Source organism: Arthrobacter sp. Y3221157, from assembly GCF_059089865.1.
Genome location: NZ_JBNHFD010000177.1, coordinates 1 through 2365, shown reverse-complemented (window position 1 = coordinate 2365; position 2365 = coordinate 1). Strand labels below are relative to the sequence as shown.

1 protein-coding gene is annotated in these 2365 nt (G+C 58.9%); it reads left to right on the top strand.

Annotated elements, in window-relative coordinates:
* Window positions 1–1149: 1149 nt before the first annotated feature.
* Entirely contained in the window at window positions 1150–2064 is a 915-nt protein-coding gene (locus AC5RTT_RS20410; RefSeq protein ID WP_494146686.1) for a PaaX family transcriptional regulator, read from the top strand.
* Window positions 2065–2365: the final 301 nt, after the last annotated feature.

The following is a 2365-nucleotide window of genomic DNA, read 5'->3' as shown; positions in this document are numbered from 1 at the left end:
CATCGACGACCTCGCCGCCGTCGCACAGCGGACCCTTCCGCTGATGGCCAAATACGGCGTCGAATGCCGGATCGGCACACCCGCCAACGTCTAAAACGCAAAACGTGTGTCCCGCGGCATGAGAACCATGTCCGCGGGACACACTCGTTTCCAATGCATGTCAGCTGCAAACTCACCCACCTGCCGGCGATCGGCGTCACCATAGACGGTGTTCGAAGACAAAGGCCGGTTTACAGTCCCCCGCCGAACCCACGACAGAACCTGCGAAGTGACTGTCCTATCCCGGCGGGGAGCAGGTTGAGGACGTTGCGCGTCCAAGAGACTTGTCGTCTGCACGATCCGGCACCGCTGGGAAAGTAGAGCCTCGCGAGGACCGGGCTATTTCCGGAGTCTTCCGTGAGAGGTAGTCATGACCGGGCAAGGTTCAGCAATGTCGTTCCGCTGCGACGGAAGGGAGCCTATGGCTGCTATAAAATGAGCCGGCCAAGGTTGCGCGGTTGCGGAGCCCTGGGGAACATGAGCCACTGTAACGGTGCCGAATGCAGCCACCGCTCCATGTTTGCCTTCGTGGGCGTGCCCGTATATCTCAAACGCGTAGGTAAGAGACGATCGACCCATCCGTTGGATACCAATTGAAGCAGTGACGCGCTGTCCAAACCACAGCTTTGCCGTGTACGTAACCGACTGATGCACACGGGGGGCGCCGGGAAAGTACCCGGGCATATTCACAGACCGAGAAAGCTCCGCCTCTGCCGCTTCCACCCAACGAATGACCGCGGTATTGTGCTGGTGGCCCGATGCGTCCGTGTCCACCCACTCCACCATCCGCTCAACAGCAGCGTCAATTGGCTGTACGCCTTCCGTTTCCACCACGACCTCCGGTCCACGAGGGTAGCTTTGGGCGGTCCCTAACGGACCTTCCCACCATGGCCGCCAGTGTACCTTAGATCTGACGACCGTCACCTTAAGAGTATATGCTTGTTTCTGGCGACGCCTTAGGGCGGGAAGTACATATTCCCATGTGCTTAGCGGGTGCTGCAGGGTTGCTTAGGGGGCGTGTCGGTGAGCCGAAGTGCAATAACATCGCCCAGCCCCAACGGGAGCGGTACCGTGAAGAGAATAGGACTTCGAAAGGTAGGGGTTGCAGCTATGACTGACTCAGCGAACGAGTTGGCGCCCATGCCACGGCATCAGCACCTCATCGTCACGGTCTACGGGTTGTACGCACGTGCACATGACGGCGGTTTCGCTGTATCCGACCTTATCCGGCTACTGGGGGATCTGGGCGTGGAATCAGCCGGGGTCCGGTCGTCCGTTTCACGGTTGAAGAAGCGGGGAGTCCTCTCGAGCGTTCGTCAGGGAAGGGTGGCTGCTTACAAACTGGCGGAGGGGCTTGAAGATGTGTTCCGCGCCGGCGATGAACGCATCTTCGCTAGGCGGCGAGCCCAAAAAGTCGATGGTTGGATTCTCGTCTCCTTCTCCGTTCCGGAGGCGCACCGCCACCTAAGGCATAAGCTGCGAACGATTCTGACCCGTATCGGCTGCGGGCAGGTTTCCCCTGGTTTGTGGATCGCGCCTGGAAATCTCTCGAGTGAAGTGAGTCAGCAGTTGGACCGGGCAGGACTTATGGAATACGTGGATCTGTTCAAAGCGGCGCACCTGTCAGACGATCAGATCCGAGTGAAAGTCGGGCAGTGGTGGGATCTTTCGTCACTCGAAGCCCTTTATGAAGAGTTCATTGAACGCTATGCCCCAGTACTTGAGCGCTGGTTTACCCCTGACGCGACTACGGATCAATCCACCCAGGAGAAATTTGCCTTCGCTGACTACGTGCCGATGGTCACTCAGTGGCGGAGACTGCCCTATCTAGATCCGGGCTTGCCGGAAGAGTACCTCCCGGAAGGCTGGAGCGGATTAGAGGCCGAAAATCTTTTCGCGCAACTGCACTCGATACTCGCTCCCATGGCAGAAAAGTACGCGCGGTCTGTGGTCGGCGGTTCATGGGCCGACGATTCAGCGGAGCATCCTACATGGTCCCGCCGGCAGGTTCTTGAGCCCACCTGACAGGTGAAGTCGTGCTACCAATCCCGGTACTAGGCCCCGGCACGTTCTTCGTGACAATATCGTAACGCCCGGCAGGAATATGCTATATTAGCAGTCTGGGATGTGACCCCCAGCACAAAGTCCTGAGGGGTCAGGCCGCTCTGGACTGTGCGCACCAACAGTGCCGCGCTTCGCAGTCCAGGGACTGGCTGTTCCCTGAGCCATCGCAGCGTAAGCCGTTGCGGGCCCACCGGGCCAAAAAATCTCGGTGGTGTGTGAGACACGTTGGTGTTACACGCGTATGCCTCTCGGCTTGTACGTT